Below are 16153 nucleotides of genomic sequence, written 5' to 3' on the forward strand. Positions count from 1 at the left end.
CGTTGTGTGGGGTGAGCGCCGCGGCGGTTCTGCACCACAGCGCCGGACACATCCAAGGATATGGCTGCACCCCCACAGCCCGAGGTGCCATAATGGCGATTGATGATGCAATTATTCGCCGAACCGGCAATCCACTCGTGGATCGACCTCGAGACACTGTTGCGCGATTACGAACTTGGCCTCGTCGTCGTCGCTGGCGGCGATGACACGACTGGGTCTCGCTCGGTCCAATGGGTCCACTCAACTGATCTCACCGACCCCACGCCATTCCTCACTCCCCGCACAGTGCTGTTGACGACGGGCGCCCAATTTAAGGGGACGCTTGGCATCCGGGCCGCAGAAGCGTATGTCTCACGCCTCGTCGCGGCGGGCACGACGGCGCTCGGCGTCGGGGTTGGCATTCGGTGGGACAGGATCCCGCCGACGCTCGTCGAGGCGTGCGAGCACTTGGGCCTCCCCCTCATTCGGGTGCCCTACGATACCCCGTTCATCGCGATCACACGAGCCGCCGCCCGCCTCATCGACGCAGCCGTGCACGCCCAGAACCTCGACAGGCTGAGCCAGGGGCACGGCCGGGGCAAGGGGGCGCGGACTTCGAGCATCGCTCGCTCGGAGTCGGCGCTCGCAACTGCGACGCTGCGGCTACTCATGGCTGGTCGTAGAGATCTCGCCGATGAGGTTGCGGGGCCCCTTTTTCCGCGACTTCCCCGAGGCCAGGTTTCTGTTGTTGCACTTCCCGGCGTTCAACCTGGCCTCGACCTCAGCGAGCTCGGCGACGGCACCGCGGCGGGGGTCGTCGACGGCAGGCTGCTCATCGTGTGTGAACCGTCCCAGATCCCCTCGGTCAAACGACTCGCCAGGGGCGTCCCTGGTGGGCTGTCTGAGCGCGGTTCACTCGACGACCTGCTCGAACTTGTCGCGCAGGCAGACAGAGCGCTCGAGCACGCGATCGCCCAGGATCGGTCGGCGGGGCCGAGCGGCCGGGCAACACACACCGCCTCGGGCACCTCACAGGGCCGCCCCACAGCTGGCCCGGCAGCGAGCACGGCAGCAAGCACGGCAGCAAGCGCTGCAGCGAGCACGGCAGCAAGCACCTCAGCGAGCACCCCGCCGAGTACGGCAAACAGGATCGTCGAGTACCGTCCCGCCATGCATGCAGGGCTGCTGCAGCTCATCGGCGAGAGTCAAGACGCTCGGCGCCGGGCGTCGGGCTTCCTCTCCCCCGTCAGATCACACGACCGGAAGCACGGCGATGAGATCGAGCGGAGCCTAGAGGCATGGCTGCGCCACAACGGACAGCTGTCCCCGGCGGCCGAGGAGCTGGCGATCCACAGGCACACTTTGCGTGCACGGATCCGGACCGCGGCGAGCCTGCTGCAGCGCGACATCGATTCGCCCGACACACGCTCTGAACTGTGGACGGCGCTTCGTATTGCCGCCAACGCGCCAGGAGCGCAGCGGCCATAGCTTACTCAGCGTTGAACGTTGCCTCCACCTGCACGTTGACTGAGATCTGCCCGACCGTCACCTCAGGCGGCGCCGCCGCGGCCATCGCGAATCTGGCGTCACCGAGCGGCGAGGGACCGCCGCCTGAGCGGCCGTCTCGCAGCGTGAGGAGCGTGAGTGTCGGCGCGCCGATCGCGACCGAGAAGTCCTCGGCCGCTGTTCGCGCGTCTTGCACCGCCGCGCTTCGCAAATTTCGGGTCCACTCGTCACGCAGGGCCGAGCTGAGCTCCCACTGAACTCGAACGTCTGCGCCGCTCTCGGTGAGCTCGGCCGCAACCTCTCCGACGCGATCCAGCGCACTCAAGACGATCTGCACGCTCGCGTGAGCCTGGTGCTCGACGACGTTGTTGCCGTGCTCGTCGCGCCACGAGTTCGAATAGGTCGAGACGGGGTCGGCAACGTACTGAATTGCGGAGCCCGCTGACACGAGCTCTTTGGCTCGTTCGACGAGCTTTGCGTGCGCGGCGTTGGCGCCCTGGAGTGCGATCTCGCGGGACGCGTCGCGGCTTGAGACTGACGCGAAGATGTCGGCCTGATCGGCCGGAACCCGCGCCTCCGCAGCACCCATCACCGTAATGTTCGTCATCTCAGTTCCTCCTCAACTCGCGCAGTGTGCGTCGGGGCCGCCCACCGAGCTAGCTGCTCAGCGTCGTGAGCTTATTGTATGGATCCCACCCACCTGGCGCATAGGGTTCGCCGTTCACGCTCAGCGAACCCTGCGAGGGCTCACCGCTCGAGCCTCCAACCTCCGCGACCACGCCAATCGGCAAGAACCCCGCCGGCAACGCGACACCGGGTGGGAACGTCGCGAGCAGGCCGTGATCCTCACCGCCCTCAAGCATTGCGCGCAACGGCACGGTGACGCCCTGCTGCACACCGTACGCTGCGCTCAGTGACTCGCCGCTGAGCCTCACCTGGACCTGCGAGGCGCGCGCCAGCCGCGCCGCATCGAGCGCCAGACCGTCTGAAACGTCCATCATTGCCGTCGCGCCTGACTCGCTCGCGACACGCCCGGTCAGGATCGGCGCTCGCGGCGCGAACTGCGCGCGCAGCTCGGCGCTGTGCGCCTCCCGCAACTCAGCGAGCCCCTCAGAGTGCGCGACACCCGCGCCGTCTGCGCACCTGTCGAAGAGCAACGCGAGGCCCATGCCTGCGAGGCCGAGCGCCCCCGAGTACGCGACGGTGTCGCCGGGCCGCGCGCCCGAGCGCAGCATAGGTTCGCGCCCCTCAAGGTCCCCGAGCGCAGTCACCGCAGCGGTGAGCACAGGCGCCTGGCCGAGATCCCCACCCACAACTCCGCATCCCGGCGCGAGCTCGGCGCAGGCGGCGCTCAGCCCACGTGCGATCTCCGCGAGCAGCGAGACAGGCGTCGACTTCGGGCACGCGAGCGCAACGGTGAGTCCGGTCGGGGTCGCGCCCATCGCCGCGACGTCAGAGAGGTTGGTTGCGGCGAGCTTCCAGCCAAGATCGAATCCCGTGTGCCAGGCCAGGCGAAAATCTGGGCCCTCGATCATCGTGTCAGTTGTGACGACGATGTCACCCGAGGCTCTGAGCACTGCGCAGTCGTCGCCAGGACCAACCGATGCCGCCGCCGCCGACTCGAGCCCGTCAAGAATTCGCGCGAGCACGCCCGCTTCTCCAAGTTCTCCAACTGTCTGCACACCACAACGGTACCGCGCGCCGCCCACGAGGCGCGCCCCACACAGCCCGTTCCCCGACTCCCGCTTCCACCACCGGATATGGTTACAGTGTGAAAGCTCGCACCGTTCATACAACAGCCCTCGTCCTAGCCGCAGGAGCCGTTGCGACGGTACTCACTGGCTGTTCGGGAGACGTGCCGATGGTGCCCGCTGACGATGCGAACAACCCGGCGTGCGCCGACGTGATCGTGAGGCTCCCCGCAACTGTCGACGGCCTCGAGCGGCGCTACACGAACGCGCAATCAACGGGCGCTTGGGGTGACCCCGCGAGTGTGTTGCTTTACTGCGGCATTGAGCCAAGCGGCCCGACGACAGACAGCTGCGTCTCGGTGAACGGCGTGGATTGGATCATCGACGACTCACGCGCACCGATGTTCAGGTTCGAGGCTTACGGCCGCAGCCCGGGCCTCGAGGTCGTGGTGAACTTCGACAACGACGTATCGGGAACAAACGTCATCACCGAGCTGAGCGCCTCAGTGAAGAAGCTCCCCCAAGAACGCAAGTGCACGGCGATTGCCGACACGATCGACGATTCACAGTTTGGCGACGCGCCGCAGACGGACGCACCTGTTGACGCTAAGTTGCCTGACGCCAAGTCGCCCGAGGCCGAGGCACCAGAGGCCGAAACACCCGAGGCCGCGACACAAGACGCCGAGTAACCCCCGCGTGATTCGCGGGGGCCGCGCCGATCCTGCGGCTAGTAGGCCGGGCGCTTTTCGAGCGCGAGCTCGATCAGTTCGGTGATGAGCTCCGAATAGCTCACGCCCGAGGCCTCCCACAGCATCGGATACATCGACGCAGGCGTAAAGCCAGGAAGCGTGTTGAGCTCGTTGAGCACAGGCCCGTCTTCTGTGAGGAAGAAGTCGATTCGTGAGAGCGTGCGCGCCTGCGTTCCCTCGAACGCCCGAACCGCTGCGTCTCGAATTGCCTCGAATTCAGCGTCGGTGACCTTCGCGGGCAGCACAAGCTGCACGCCTGACGCACCCAGATACTTCGCCTCAAAGTCGTAGAAGTCCCGCCCAGTCACGACGATCTCCCCGATCACGCTACTCGTGCGAGTCGGCTGCCCCTCGCGCCCCTCAAGCACGGCAATCTCGACCTCACGGCCGGTGATTCCGGATTCGATGAGCACGGTGCGGTCCTCAGCAAACGCGATCTCAAGCGCGGCAGGAATCTCGCTCGCCTCGGTGACTCGGCTCACGCCAACCGACGACCCTGCGCGTGCGGGCTTCACGAACAGCGGGTAGGTGAGCCCCTCGTCGATCGTGCGAAGAAGTTCGGGGTTGCGGTCGAGGTCTCCCCGGGTGACCGTGCGCCACGGCGCGACAGGGATCCCCATGCTCTGCAGCACGACCTTCACGAGGTGCTTGTCCATGCACAGCGACGAGCCAAGCACGCCCGAACCGACGTAGGGCATGTCGATGAGGTCAAGCATCCCTTGGATGGTGCCGTCCTCGCCGTACGGGCCGTGCAACATCGGCATCACAGCATCGATGTGCCCGAGCGAGCTCAGCGAGCCGTCACTCGATACGAGGGTGAGTGCGCGGGTGTCAACTGACGCTGGCCAGATCACTCGGGTGCCGTTGTCTCGCACCTCAGGAAGTGCGGGAGCGTCGAGGCGGTAGTCGGCGAGATCGTCTTCGCGCATGAGCACCATCGCACCGCGCTTGGTGATCCCGACGAGCGTCACGTCGAAGCGCTCGCGGTCGATCGCCTTGAGGATTCCTGCGGCGGTGACGCAGCTGATCCCGTGCTCGCTCGAACGCCCGCCGAAGACGAGAGCGACGCGGCGCTTCGCTCCTGCCTGAGTGGCGTCTTCCTGTTCGTCGTGCGGTTCGGTCTGGACTACGCTCACTGTGTGCGCTCCTTCCGGCGCCCGAACAGGCGCCGCCAACTGGGCTTCGAGTCGCGCTTCAGCACGAGCTCTCGCCGCGGAATTCCATCTTCGGTTGCGAGATGGGGCCCGAGGTTTTTCGGTTCCATCTCACCGTCGAGCACCATCGACACCTGCTGCACAATCGGCATGACGATCCCGCGTGACTTCGCGAGCTCGAGCACTGGCGCGACCGAGGTGATTCCCTCGGCGACCTGCTGCATCTGCTCTCGGGTCTCCTCTTGCGAGTAGCCCTGTCCGATGAGCCTGCCTGCGGTGTTGTTGCGGGACAGGGGCGACTGGCAGGTCGCGATGAGATCGCCGAGACCGGCGAGCCCAGACAGGGTGATCGGGTCGCCGCCCTGCGACACAGCGAACTCGGTCATCTCCGCGAGCCCGCGCGTAATAATCGATGCCTTCGTGTTCTCGCCGTACCCCACACCGTCAACGATGCCGATCGCCAGAGCGATGAGGTTCTTCAGCACGCCACCGAGCTCAGTGCCCACGACGTCGTGATTCACGTAGGTGCGGAAGTACGGCGCGGAGCACGCCTGCGCGACTTCCTCGGCCACTGCGATCGACGCGCACGATGCGACCGCACCCGTCGGCTGTTCCTTCGCGATCTCGAGCGCGATGTTCGGCCCGGAGACGACGGCGATCCGATCTGGTTCGAGATCCAACGTGTCGTGGATGACCTCGCTCATTCGCATCGTCGTGCTGCGCTCGACACCCTTCACGAGGCTGACGAGCACGCTCGTCGGGGCGAGGAACGGCTCGATGTCTTGCAGGTTTTGCCGCAGCGACTGGCTCGGAACCGCAAGGAATACGAGGCGCGCCCCGCGCAGTGCATCGGCGAGGTTCGCCGTCGCTTTGAGGTTCTTCGGCAGGTTGATCCCTGGCAGGTACTGGCTATTGCGCTTCGCGACTTGGATCTCGTCTGAGACCTCGCTGCGCCGTGCCCAGATCGTCACGTCCGAGCCTGCGTCACACAGCACCTTCGCGAAGGTCGTGCCCCAGCTCCCGGCGCCGATAACTGCGACCTTCGTGCCGCGATGTGCTCTCGTTGCTGCCGCGTTCAAAAACGCCCCGTCTCGTTCTGCTGGTGCTTTGCGGGATCCCAACGCTCTTCGGGCGCTTTTTCCTCACGCAGGCCCTCAAGGAGCGCCGTGATCTCGTTCATGAGCTTCTTCGTCGCCTCGTTGATGAGCTTCTGGTCGATGTGCCGGCCCTCGAACTCGCTCATGTCGATCGGCTCGCCAATGGCGACCTCGATAGTCTTGCGCGGGAACGGCCGGATTGATTTTCCGTAGCGCGGCATCAGTTCTTGCGTGCCCCAGTGCGCAGCTGGAATGAGCGGAATTCCGCTCTCGAGCGCGAGCCGCACTGCCCCACTCTTGCCGCGCATCGGCCACAGATCAGGATCGCGGGTGAGCGTTCCCTCCGGGTACACGATGACGCCGCCCTGGTTCTCAATAAGCTTGCTTGCCGAGCTCATCGGGTTGTCGAGGCCTGTCGATCGCGTCGCGCCCGCGCGCTCCACAGGAATCTGGCCGCTCTTGCGCATCATCCAGCCGAGAACGGGAACCTTAAACAGGCTCTCCTTCGCCATGAAGTGCGGCACGCGCCCGAGGTGCCAAATAGCCGCCCCCATCGCGATGGGATCGATCTCACTGAAGTGGTTCGGCGCGAGGATGAACGGGCCAGTCTTCGGAAGCTTCGATTGCGGCGTAAATCGGTAACGAACCATGAGCGACCACACAGGCAGGATGAGTCCCGCCAACAGCCAAAACATCGAGGGCCTGCGCTTCTCGGCCCCGGGCTGGCTGCGCAGCTTCACCGTTTTCGTCATGGTTCAATTATCCCCGAATCCCGCGCGCGCATCTGCATAAGCGCCAGTGCGGCGCGGGACTCACGAATTTTCGTACGCTTACGCCTCAAAGACGAAGTCGGCTCCGAGCAGGCGGAGCTTCTCGATGAAATTCTCGTACCCACGAGCAATGATGCCGATATTCGAGACCTTCGACTCTCCCTCAGCAATCATTGCGGCGATGAGGTGGCTGAAGCCACCGCGCAGGTCTGGCACGACGACGTCTGCGGCTGTCAGGTGTGTCGGGCCCGTGATGACCGCGGCCTGCTCGAACTCGCGACGCTTCACGCGGCGACCGACGTCACTGAGACCGTTCGGGTGCACGACGATGTTCGCGCCCATCGTGTTCAGAGCGTCAGTGAATCCGAACCGATTCTCGTACACAGTCTCGTGGATCGTCGAGGTACCGGTCGCCTGTGTGAGCGCGACAACGAGTGGCTGCTGCCAGTCCGTCATGAATCCGGGGTGCACGTCGGTCTCGATTGTGACGGGTTTCAGGTCGCCACCCGGGTGCCAGAAACGGATCCCGTCGTCGTGCACGTCAAAATCGCCGCCGACCTTCCGGTAGGCGTTCAGGAAGGTCATCATCTCTTCCTGTCGCACTCCGCCAACGAAGATGTCGCCCTTGGTTGCGAGCGCAGCTGCCGCCCAGCTCGCGGCCTCGTTGCGATCGAAGATGGCCTTGTGATCGTAGCCACGAAGCTCGTCGACACCTTCGATGAGAATCACCCTGTTGGGCTCCATCGAAATGATCGCGCCCATCTTCTGCAGGATGCAGATGAGGTCAATGATCTCTGGCTCGATGGCTGCGTTGCGCAGCTCGGTCTGGCCCTCGGCGAGCACCGCCGTCAGCAGCACCTGCTCGGTCGCACCGACCGAGGGGTAGGGCAGCTCGATGTTCGCGCCCTTGAGGCCGTTCGGTGCGGTCAGGCTGATGCCGCTCGGGAGCTTCTCAACGACGGCGCCGAATTCGCGCAGCGCGTCGAGGTGAAAGTCGATCGGGCGATCGCCGATGCGGCAGCCGCCGAGATCGGGGATGAACGCCTCGCCAAGGCGGTGCAGCAGCGGCCCGCAGAACAGGATCGGGATACGCGACGAGCCCGCGTGCGCGTCGATGTCGGCTTTGTGAGCGACCTCCACGTTCGACGGGTCGAAGTGCCACTCGTCGGCGGCTTCACCCTTGGTGATGAGCACGCCGTGCAGCGCGAGCAGGCCCGCGACAACGCGAACGTCCGAGATATTGGGAACGTTGCGCAGCACGCTCGGCGTCTTGCCGAGGAGTGTCGCCACCATTGCCTTCGTCGCGAGGTTCTTCGCACCGCGGACCTCGATGCGCCCCTTCAGCGGCGTGCCGCCCTTGATGATGATCTCATCAGAGGTGAGGCCGACCTTCGCGCCCTGGTTTGCGGCGTCGTGTTGGAGAGCCTTGGATGCGGCCTCTTCCTCGTTCGGCTTCGTCAGACCCTCCGGGATCTCCGGTGCGTCCGTCTGCTCTGCGTTGCTCAACGTGGGTGCCTCCTAGGCGTTCGTGGCGGGCAGCGTCGTGGGCATCCAGCCCGGGCGACGCGCCTCAAACTCAGTAATCGCGGACTCGTTGCGAAGTGTCAGGGAGATGTCGTCAAGACCCTCCATGAGCCGCCACCGAGTGTAGTCGTCAATGTCGAATGAGACTGTCAGCTCCCCCGCAGTCACGGTGCGGTCGTCGAGGTTGACCGACACCTTGGTTGCGGGATCCGCCTCGATGATTGCCCACAGCTTCTCGACGTCTGTTTCGGCAACCTGGGCTGCGAGAAGCCCCTGCTTACCCGAGTTGCCGCGGAAGATATCGGCGAAGCGCGCCGAGATCACTACCTTGAATCCGTAATCGCGCAGCGCCCAAACGGCGTGCTCGCGGGACGAGCCAGTACCAAAGTCGGGGCCTGCGATCAGGATCTCGGCGCCCTTGTACACGGGCTGGTTGAGCACGAACTCGGAATCCTGACGCCAGTGGTAAAAGAGCGCGTCGTCAAAGCCTGTCTTCGTGACGCGCTTCAGAAACACCGCCGGGATGATCTGGTCGGTGTCGACGTTCGAGCGGCGCAGCGGGACTGCTGTCGCGTTCAACGTTGTGAACTTTTCCATGATTACGCCTCCACCTTCTCGTTCGCGCTGACTCCGGGCGCATCAGCCTGCAGATCCCACGGGCTCGACAGCGTGCCGCGGATAGCTGTCGCCGCCGCAACGAGCGGCGAGACGAGGTGGGTCCGACCGCCCTTACCCTGGCGGCCCTCGAAGTTGCGGTTCGAGGTCGACGCGCAGCGCTCCCCCGGTTCAAGCTGGTCAGGGTTCATACCGAGACACATGGAGCAGCCCGCAAAGCGCCACTCGCCGCCAAACTCCTCGACGATCTTGTCGATTCCTTCGGCTTCAGCTTCGAGCCGTACGCGCGCCGAACCAGGCACGACCATCAACCTGACGCCCTCGGCCTTCTGCTTGCCCTTGATGATGCTCGCGAACTCGCGAAGGTCGTCGAGTCGGGCGTTCGTGCAGGAACCCATGAAGACCGCGTCAACCTTGATCTCCTTCATCGGGGTCCCGGCCTCGAGATCCATGTACTCGAGCGCACGCTCGGCGGCGGCGCGCTCGTTGGCGTCTGCGATATCTGCAGGGTTCGGTACAGTCTCGCTCAGGTGCACGCCCTGGCCGGGGTTGGTCCCCCAGGTCACGAACGGCTCCAGTGCGCCTGCGTCAATTGTGACTTCGGCGTCAAACACCGCGCCCTCGTCCGTCGGCAGGGTCTTCCAGTACTCAACGGCCGCGTCCCAGTCTGCGCCCGTCGGTGCGGCTTCGCGGCCCTTCACGTACTCGAAGGTCTTCTCGTCGGGCGCGATCATCCCCGCGCGGGCGCCGGCCTCGATCGACATGTTACAAATGGTCATGCGGCCGTCCATCGACAGGTTCCGGATCGCCGATCCCCGGTACTCGAGCACGTACCCCTGGCCACCGCCGGTACCGATCTTCGCAATCACCGCGAGAATGATGTCTTTCGCCGTAACGCCGGGCCGGAGCTCACCCTCGACGTTGATCGCCATGGTCTTGAACGGCTTCAGCGACAGCGTCTGCGTCGCCATGACGTGCTCGACCTCGCTCGTGCCGATCCCAAATGCGAGGGCACCAAACGCGCCGTGCGTAGAGGTGTGGCTGTCGCCGCACACTACCGTGATTCCTGGCATAGTCAGTCCGAGCTGCGGGCCGACGACGTGGACGATGCCCTGCTCCTTGTCACCGAGCGGGTGCGAACGCACACCGAACTCCTCGACGTTCTTGCGGAGCGTATCGATCTGCACGCGACTCGTCGGATCCTCGATCTGCCGGGTGATGTTCAGCGTCGGGGTGTTGTGATCCTCAGTCGCGATCATCAGGTCGACGCGACGCAACGGACGATTAGCGACGCGCAGGCCGTCAAACGCTTGCGGGCTCGTGACCTCGTGGATGAGGTGCAGGTCGATGTAGATGAGGTCGGGGTCCCCGGCCTCCCCCTTGACGACGACATGGTCGTCCCAGAGCTTTTCTGCCAGCGTACGGGGCTTCGAATCAGTCATTGCTTCTCTTCATTCTCTTGCTTTGCAACGCGCAAACAACGGTGGCGCGCGCTAGTGAATCGGCCGTGCAAGAACCCCGCGACGGGCGGCCGTTGGCTAGATCCCGTCGCGGCCACGAAGAAGAAGGTGCCGCTGACGCATGATGAAGAGTCTAACACTCGGCCGATGCAATCAATTCCCGCTGTCACATTCAGGTTTGTCGCCAGCGGCGATCACCGCATCTTCTTCGTGTGACTGCATCACGGAGTGGCCGCACCACGGAGTGACCACACCACGAAGTGACCACACCACGAAGTGACCACACCACGAAGTGACCACACCACGAAATGAAGTGAGAACTGCGAGGCCGCCCGAGCCCCCATACTGGGGCTTCGAGCGGCCTCAATGCAGGCGTCACGGCTGCGGCGGCTACCGCACCCAATTCACTGAACTGCTTTGCTCTGAACCGCGCAGCTTTGCCCTGCTCTGCTCTGCTCTGCTCTGCTCAGAACTGCCCTGAACTACTCTGAAGTGCTCTGCTCTATTCCGCTTTGCTCTGGCCGCCATCTGTTCCGGCGTCACGAGCCGAGCCCGCGCCCCCGTGAGGGTCGACGTGCGGCTCTGCCGCTCCGAGGTGAAGCGTTTCGCCGGTTGCCCGCGCGACCTGGCGTGCCTTCAGTACGCTGGCAACCGTCGAGATCACCATTGCGGCGAGGATGAAGAGGAGCGACATGCCTGTGCTGATCTCAGGCACCGGCACGTGATTGCCACCGTTGATAAACGGCAGCTCATTCTCGTGCAGCGCGTGCAGAATCAGCTTGACGCCGATGAACGCGAGGATCGCGGCGATGCCGTACTTGAGGTACGGAAGCTTCTCGAGGAGACCGCCGAGCAAGAAGTACAGCTGGCGCAGGCCCATCAGGGCGAACACGTTGGCAGTGAAGACGATAAACGGGCTCTGCGTGATGCCGAAGATCGCGGGGATCGAGTCAAGTGCGAACAGGAGGTCCGTCGCCCCGAGGGAAATAAGCACGAGCAGGAACGGCGTGAACATGCGCTTGCCGTCAACGGTTGTGCGGAGCTTGCCGCCGTCATACTCGTCGCTGAATGGCATGACCTTTTTGACCTGGCGGATGAGCCAGCTGTCGCCTTGCTCCTCGTGCCCGCCGGGCTTCACTTGCTGCCACGCGGTCCAGATGAGCCACGCGCCGAAGATGAAGAAGACCGCGATGAAACGCTCAATGATTGCGGCGCCAACGAGGATGAAGATTCCACGGAAGATGAGCGCAAGTACGATGCCGATCATGAGCGCCCGCTGTTGGTAGGCGCTCGGAACCTTGAATGCTCCAAGGATGAGCACGAACACGAACAGGTTGTCGATCGACAGACTGTACTCGGTAAGCCAACCTGCAACGAACTCCGTCGCGTGCTGGGCGTCGCCGAGCATATATATGGCGCCGGCGAAGAGCAGCGCGAGCAGCACATAGAAGCCGACCCAGAGGCTTGCCTCACGCATAGACGGAACGTGGGGTCGCTTGATGATCAGCAGCAGGTCGACGATCAGGATGACGGTGAGCAACACCATCGATCCAATTTCGAACCAGAGAGGTAGGGCGGTTGTCACGGTAGAGACATTCTCCTTCGGGCTGGCGCAGGGTGCGCGAAACTCCGAAAGTCTCTTCCCGGCGCTGGCCCCAGCGGGCTGCTCCGCGCTCGCACCGGCCGCGCGGTCTTCGCGTGGCGTATTGACGATACGAGCGAGGTGGAATACTCCCCTTCGCAGTGATCAACTATAGCTCGCAACGACCGCGTCGCGCGCGCTTTCGCTTGGCGTTAGGAAAAGTTTCTGTTCCCCACAGGCTCACTTTCTGTTCCCCACAGGCTCACAGAGACACCCTGGGATAACATATGACTCTATTTTTCTCGCTTCCAGCTTTTGCTCTGAGCCCCAATGGAGAACCACCGTGAACGATCGCTCGACGCCACCGATTCAGCGCAGCACTGCTCGTGGACCCGGCGCCGCATCGCGCACCCTCGCAGCGTTTATCTTTGCGAGCCGCTGGCTGCAGGCGCCGCTGTACCTGGGGCTTATCATCGCGCAGGGCGTCTACGTCGTACTGTTCTTCGTCGAGCTATGGCATCTGTTCGAGAACGTGATCATTTCGGGGAAGATCACTGAGACCGACGTGATGCTCTCCGTACTCGCTCTCATCGACATCGTCATGATTGCGAACCTGCTCATCATGGTTATCATCGGCGGGTACGAAACGTTCGTGTCGAAGATCCGCGTGGAGGGCCACCACGACGAGCCCGAGTGGCTGTCCCACGTCAACACGAACCTCTTGAAGGTGAAACTTGCCGTTTCGATCATTTCGATCTCGTCGATCCATCTACTGAAGACCTTTATCGAGGTCGGACGCATGGAGGATGGCCTCGTCGTCGACGCCAAGGGCAAAGTCATCTACTCGAACGACGGCGTGTTCTGGGAGGTCGTGATCCACCTCGCCTTCATCGTGTCGGCCCTCGCGCTAGCTTGGATCGACAAGATGGCGCAGCACCACCCCGCTGTCCAGCGTGACGAAGTCACTGCCGGCGCGATTGAGGCGCAGCTCTCGGGGGCCGACCTCGCAACCCAGGCACCAAATGGCGTTTCGGTTTCGGTTGCAGGGCAGGCTGCGGCTCCAGCTGCAAGCTCGACTGCAGCCCAGACTGCACCTCCGGCTCCCGCGGAGGCTTCGATCGCGTCGGCCCATGAGGGCTTCGTGACTGTTCGCATCCCGGCTGGCACGGCGCTGCCTGCAGGCCCCGAGATCGTCGACGGCAACCGCTTGTAGCCTCACTCGGATACTTCAGCCCCGGCCGAAGAACGGTAGTAGCTCGACGCCAGTTGGAACGGGGAACTGGGGTGTGACTCCTCCCCGACCTGATGCCCGAGCACTACGCAGCGTCGGTGCCGCTTCGACGAAACCTCACCCGACTCGGGGGCCTATCCCGGTACTGTCGCCCGGTTGGACTCGTCCATCTGATCACGCCTTCCGGCTCCTGCTCCACTTTCCAGTCCGTATGGTGTTTGAGGGTGTGGTGCCCACGACAGAGGTGCGCTAGATTAGCGGTCGAGGTCGCGCCTCCAAGTGCCGCATCTACGGTGTGGTCTGTGTCACACCTGCTTGCGGGTACTCGGCAGCCCGGGGCTCGACAATGCAGATCGCGAGCTACCAGAAGTCGAGTCATTTCAGCGGACGGTCTATAGCGATCAACGGCGAGGACACTGCCCGCGTCATCGACCGTTACGCGCTCCCAGGCTTTCGCACCAGCGGCGAGTCTCGCCGCTGTCGCGCTGTCGATCGGCCCGTATCCGACGAGTTCAGGTACGCCATGGGCAGGAATCACGACTTGCACGTGCGCTCGCACCTGATCCCACTCATGTAGGTTGGCGTCGCGCCCCGAACCTGATCCGCCCGCGTTGCCCTCTTCCAGGAGATCTAAGTCTCGCCCAAGCAACAGGTCACGTAGAACATCTGCTCGCACTTCATCGCTCGACCGCCCCGACCTACCCGGCGCAGGGCCGTCCAGCCTCGGGCTGTTTGCCGCGGGGAACACCCCTGCTGAGGTAAACGTCATGCCTGCAGGAGACAGTTCGGCCTCACCTACGCCGGCTATCGCACGCTTCGCGATCGCCGCGATCCTATCTTTTATCGCGTATGCGTCTTCGGCCGGCAGATGCGCGATCAGGTCAGCCATACCGTCATCGAGCGCGACGACACGAACGCTTCGTCGCCTGAGCGCCGCCTCGTGCCGCTCCTCCAACGAATCCTCGGAGTGAGCAGCGGCGAGTCGCCGCGCGATTGGTCGCAGTCTGTTTGGCGTTTCCTCCTTCGCAAAGGAAAGGGCCTCACCCTCATAGCGAAGCCTGCGCGCCTTGTCCCGTGACTCGTTTCCGGTCTCGAGCGGCGAGCCCTCTTCGGTGAGAACACGGAGATGTCCAAGCGATATTTCTCCGCTGCGCAACGCGTCGAGGGACATCGCGAAGTGTTCATGCGCAAGAAAGGCGGTTGAAAGCAACCGTTCTGCGTTGTGCTCGCTGTCGTTGAGCGCAGTCGCCACCTCAAGCCTGAGTGATCGGTACGCGAGCTCACGGTCAGGCGCCCCCTTCTTGGGATCTCCTCGCCCAAACACCTGCTGCAGGGCCCTCGCCAACGCGGCAAGTTGCTCCGCCTCGAGGCGGCGCTTCTCACCCTCGTGGGTTTCGAGCACCCGAACAGCGCTGTCGATGTCGGCGAGCTGCTGACTGGTAAACCGTCCATTTGAAGTCATGTGTACATTACTTCACGCACCACCGACATTTATTCGTCGCTGATCCCCCGCGGAGACTAGCAATGCAAGGAAGGCGCACACAAAGTGGCAAATTCGCAGCGCGCGACCCGGTAGTCTAGACCGGTGCCGTTCTCGGCACCTGCGCGAGTGGCGGAATTGGCAGACGCGCTGGATTTAGGTTCCAGTGTCTTCGGACGTGGGGGTTCAAGTCCCCCCTCGCGCACAGCAGGAGTTTTCCCGCGCCCGGCAACGCAAGGTCCGCAACCAAGCCATCTGACCGGGGCGCGCGGAAACCAATGAGCGACACCACGGTCGTACAGCAACGCTCCGGCGTCAACTCCACCCGAGCACCAGTTCCTGCAGCGAGAATGCCCTGAACGTGCGCTCGCTACAACACCGTTAAACCCCACGCCACGGCGGCAGCACACCGGGACGGCAGCACACCGGGACGGCAGCTCACCGGGACGGCAGCTCACCGGGACGGCAGCTCGCCGGGACAATAAGGCGCACCGGGACAATAAGGGCGCATCGCGACGGCAGCGCCCAGGATGCCAGTTGACAACCGAGCAACACGGTGACTCACTGTAATACGGAGAGACACTACGTTTGATAGGCTATGCCCAGCCTTGCCTGAGGAGGAACAGTGGCCACAAAGGAACCCCTGCAGACGATCTCAGTCGCTGAAGCGGCTACAAATCGCCTGCGCGAAAGCCTCTTTGCCGGCGCCTACGAAGCCGGAGCCGAAGTCAAGGACACGCTCATCGCCGACGAATACGGCATTGCGCGCCCCACTGCGCGAATTGCCGTGCAGCAACTCATCGCCGAGGGAATGCTTGTCCGCGAGCCTGGCTACAGCGCCCGTGTCCGAACATTTGACCCCAACCAGGTTCGCGACATCTTTCGGGTGCGCAAGCTTATTGAAATCGATTCGGTGCGCGCTGCGAAGCGAACCAAAGCGCCGCTAGACAAGGTCGAACGAGCCCTCGAGCGCTTCTCAAACCTCGGCCCTTCGCCTGCATGGGCCGAAGTTGCGGAGGCAGATGCGGGGTTCCACCTGGCTGTCGTCGAAGCAGGCGGATCCGAACGCCTATGCTCCTACTTTGCCGGCATCACCAACGAGATCAGGCTCTTGCTCGCGCTCCCCGAGACGCACTTTGGGCGTGGCGGGTCACCTTACGAAGAGCACCAAGAGCTCTTCCAGCTCCTCGCGGGTGACGCAACGGTGGCCGAGGTAAAGCGCGCCTGGGTCTCCCATCTCGATGAGTCACGCGACTTCCTGATTCATCACCTGACGCGGGAGCTCAACACGGCCAACTAAAATGCGATACTGTTA

14 protein-coding genes and 1 tRNA gene are annotated in these 16153 nt (G+C 63.6%); 5 read left to right on the top strand and 10 right to left on the bottom strand.

Annotated elements, in window-relative coordinates; all coding sequences use genetic code 11:
• Positions 1–102 precede the first annotated feature (102 nt).
• The gene (locus ACF07D_RS08800) at positions 103–1467 is read left to right on the top strand and encodes a PucR family transcriptional regulator (protein WP_391504636.1); all 1365 of its coding nucleotides are present in this window, start codon (positions 103–105) and stop codon (positions 1465–1467) included.
• Position 1468: 1 nt separating this feature from the next.
• Here ACF07D_RS08800 and ACF07D_RS08805 read toward each other — a convergent pair whose 3' ends face one another.
• Positions 1469–2092: an SIMPL domain-containing protein gene (locus ACF07D_RS08805; protein WP_391504637.1), complete on the bottom strand. Its 624-nt coding sequence runs from the start codon at positions 2090–2092 to the stop codon at positions 1469–1471.
• 49 nt (positions 2093–2141) lie between these two features.
• Positions 2142–3167 carry a thiamine-phosphate kinase gene (gene thiL / locus ACF07D_RS08810; protein WP_391504638.1) on the bottom strand — a complete coding sequence of 342 codons (1026 nt, stop codon included), beginning with the start codon at positions 3165–3167 and terminating at the stop codon, positions 2142–2144.
• An 89-nt stretch (positions 3168–3256) separates the two neighbouring features.
• Here thiL and ACF07D_RS08815 point away from each other — a divergent pair, with 89 nt between their 5' ends.
• The gene (locus ACF07D_RS08815; RefSeq protein ID WP_391504639.1) at positions 3257–3865 is read left to right on the top strand and encodes a DUF3515 family protein; all 609 of its coding nucleotides are present in this window, start codon (positions 3257–3259) and stop codon (positions 3863–3865) included.
• A gap of 38 nt (positions 3866–3903) precedes the next feature.
• Here ACF07D_RS08815 and ACF07D_RS08820 read toward each other — a convergent pair whose 3' ends face one another.
• The 7 genes from ACF07D_RS08820 to ACF07D_RS08850 form a co-directional block, all read right to left on the bottom strand.
• Entirely contained in the window at positions 3904–5061 is a 1158-nt protein-coding gene (locus ACF07D_RS08820; protein WP_391504640.1) for a D-alanine--D-alanine ligase family protein, read from the bottom strand.
• Entirely contained in the window at positions 5058–6158 is a 1101-nt protein-coding gene (locus ACF07D_RS08825) for an NAD(P)H-dependent glycerol-3-phosphate dehydrogenase (protein WP_119284007.1), read from the bottom strand. The genes ACF07D_RS08820 and ACF07D_RS08825 overlap by 4 nt, the downstream gene beginning before the upstream one ends.
• On the bottom strand, positions 6155–6928 hold the full coding sequence (locus ACF07D_RS08830) for a 1-acyl-sn-glycerol-3-phosphate acyltransferase (RefSeq protein ID WP_255807859.1): 774 nt from the start codon (positions 6926–6928) through the stop codon (positions 6155–6157). The genes ACF07D_RS08825 and ACF07D_RS08830 overlap by 4 nt, the downstream gene beginning before the upstream one ends.
• A gap of 78 nt (positions 6929–7006) precedes the next feature.
• A complete protein-coding gene (gene murA, locus ACF07D_RS08835; protein WP_391504693.1) occupies positions 7007–8314 on the bottom strand; it encodes a UDP-N-acetylglucosamine 1-carboxyvinyltransferase in 1308 nt (435 codons plus the stop codon).
• 150 nt (positions 8315–8464) lie between these two features.
• Complete coding sequence (gene leuD, locus ACF07D_RS08840; RefSeq protein ID WP_255807860.1) at positions 8465–9067, bottom strand: 3-isopropylmalate dehydratase small subunit; 603 nt, start codon at positions 9065–9067, stop codon at positions 8465–8467.
• 2 nt (positions 9068–9069) lie between these two features.
• Positions 9070–10527, bottom strand: coding sequence for a 3-isopropylmalate dehydratase large subunit (gene leuC, locus ACF07D_RS08845; protein WP_255807861.1), 1458 nt, complete (start codon positions 10525–10527; stop codon positions 9070–9072).
• Between the two features lie 520 nt (positions 10528–11047).
• Positions 11048–12130, bottom strand: coding sequence for a TerC family protein (locus ACF07D_RS08850; protein ID WP_391504641.1), 1083 nt, complete (start codon positions 12128–12130; stop codon positions 11048–11050).
• A gap of 340 nt (positions 12131–12470) precedes the next feature.
• Between ACF07D_RS08850 and ACF07D_RS08855 the strand changes: the two genes are divergently transcribed.
• Entirely contained in the window at positions 12471–13340 is an 870-nt protein-coding gene (locus ACF07D_RS08855) for a TIGR00645 family protein (protein ID WP_391504642.1), read from the top strand.
• 103 nt (positions 13341–13443) lie between these two features.
• Here ACF07D_RS08855 and ACF07D_RS08860 read toward each other — a convergent pair whose 3' ends face one another.
• Entirely contained in the window at positions 13444–14820 is a 1377-nt protein-coding gene (locus ACF07D_RS08860; protein WP_391504643.1) for a DUF222 domain-containing protein, read from the bottom strand.
• Between the two features lie 141 nt (positions 14821–14961).
• Between ACF07D_RS08860 and ACF07D_RS08865 the strand changes: the two genes are divergently transcribed.
• Positions 14962–15043: transfer RNA gene (locus ACF07D_RS08865), tRNA-Leu, on the top strand.
• A gap of 420 nt (positions 15044–15463) precedes the next feature.
• On the top strand, positions 15464–16138 hold the full coding sequence (locus tag ACF07D_RS08870; RefSeq protein ID WP_391504644.1) for a GntR family transcriptional regulator: 675 nt from the start codon (positions 15464–15466) through the stop codon (positions 16136–16138).
• Positions 16139–16153: the final 15 nt, after the last annotated feature.

It is taken from the genome of Leucobacter sp. NPDC015123, assembly GCF_043080205.1.
In the GTDB taxonomy this organism is placed as follows: Bacteria; Actinomycetota; Actinomycetes; order Actinomycetales; family Microbacteriaceae; genus Leucobacter; species Leucobacter aridicollis_A.

Excerpts from the sequence above, each read along its gene's own strand:
- ACF07D_RS08830 (WP_255807859.1), bottom strand. The coding sequence starts at position 6,928 with ATGACGAAAACGGTGAAGCTGCGCAGCCAGCCCGGGGCCGAGAAGCGC.
- ACF07D_RS08800 (WP_391504636.1), top strand. The coding sequence starts at position 103 with ATGATGCAATTATTCGCCGAACCGGCAATCCACTCGTGGATCGACCTC.
- leuC (WP_255807861.1), bottom strand. The coding sequence starts at position 10,527 with ATGACTGATTCGAAGCCCCGTACGCTGGCAGAAAAGCTCTGGGACGAC.
- ACF07D_RS08805 (WP_391504637.1), bottom strand. The coding sequence starts at position 2,092 with ATGACGAACATTACGGTGATGGGTGCTGCGGAGGCGCGGGTTCCGGCC.
- ACF07D_RS08860 (WP_391504643.1), bottom strand. The coding sequence starts at position 14,820 with ATGACTTCAAATGGACGGTTTACCAGTCAGCAGCTCGCCGACATCGAC.
- leuD (WP_255807860.1), bottom strand. The coding sequence starts at position 9,067 with ATGGAAAAGTTCACAACGTTGAACGCGACAGCAGTCCCGCTGCGCCGC.